The organism is Streptomyces sp. ActVer (assembly GCF_027270795.1).
In the GTDB taxonomy this organism is placed as follows: Bacteria; Actinomycetota; Actinomycetes; order Streptomycetales; family Streptomycetaceae; genus Streptomyces; species Streptomyces umbrinus_A.
On the sequence record NZ_JAPWHT010000940.1, the window covers coordinates 1 to 1,004 of the forward strand.

The 1,004-nt window shown below is 72.9% G+C and carries 1 pseudogene; it reads right to left on the reverse strand.

The features are described 5' to 3' along the window. Positions 1–163: 163 nt before the first annotated feature. A pseudogene (locus O3Q52_RS53490) lies at positions 164–1,004 on the reverse strand (glycosyltransferase family 4 protein); the annotation flags it as partial.

Here is a 1,004-nt window from a genome sequence, read left to right on the forward strand (position 1 = left end):
GGTTCTCGGGGGCGTGGTGGTGCGGGGTCTTCGCGTGCGCGTGGAGGGCAGGGGGGCGGGCGTCGGTCCGCCTGACAGTTCGGCTGCGGGATGTGGGTCGGCGGCTGCGGGTGAGTGGGGGCTTGTCGCGCAGTTCCCCGCGCCCCTTGCGGGGCCGTGCCCGTCAAGGGGCGCTGATTGCCACGTCGTTCGTGATCGTGAAGAAGAAGCGGGCCTCCGTCGGAGGGCCTGAGCTCGTGGGCAGGGTTGTGCTCGGGTGTTTGTCCGTGGCCTTGCGGTCGACGATGTCGCCGAGGATTCGGCCGACACGTACGGGCTCGTCGGCCGCGGCGGGGCGCAGGAAGAGGTCCCACAGCGGCTTGTCGGCGTCTGTGGGGCGGGGCAGGGACGTGATGTCCGCCCGGAAGGTCAGCTCCCCCGTGGGCGTCGCCGGGGTTTCGAAGTCGTACGGTCTCCCGTCACGCGAGACGCCGAGCAGGGCCGCGCCCTCGCCGAGTTCGGCTCCGTGGAGGGTGCCTTCGACGGACAGTGAGTCGTCGTCGGTCCGCAGGGCGGTGGCTTCCGCGTGGGCCGGGCGGTGGAAGGTCCGCAGGGCCAGGTAGCCGTCCTTGGTCGCGTACGGGATCCACCAGGCGAAGGCCCCGCCCGGTGTGGACGGCGTGGGTCTCGCCGTCAGCAGGCCGCGCTGCTCGACCAGTCCTGCCTTGAGGCGACGGCGTGCGCCGTCCTCCGCGCGTTCGACATGCAGGTCCCAACGGCCTTCGGCCAGGGTGAGCCGGCGATGGGACAGCTCCGCCGTCCAGGGCGACTTCGTGTCGTCCGGGCGCTCCAGCGGAACGCGCGTCTCGTCGTCGCCGTGCCGGTGGCGCAGTACCAGCGTCAGGTCCTCGCCGGACACTCCCGCCGCGTTCACCTTGATCCGTACGCCACCGCTGGAGTCGGTCGTGCAGCCGCCCTTCGGGCGCAGGGCGCGAGGCCGGTCGTCCGCGGGCGGCGGGGCGGCG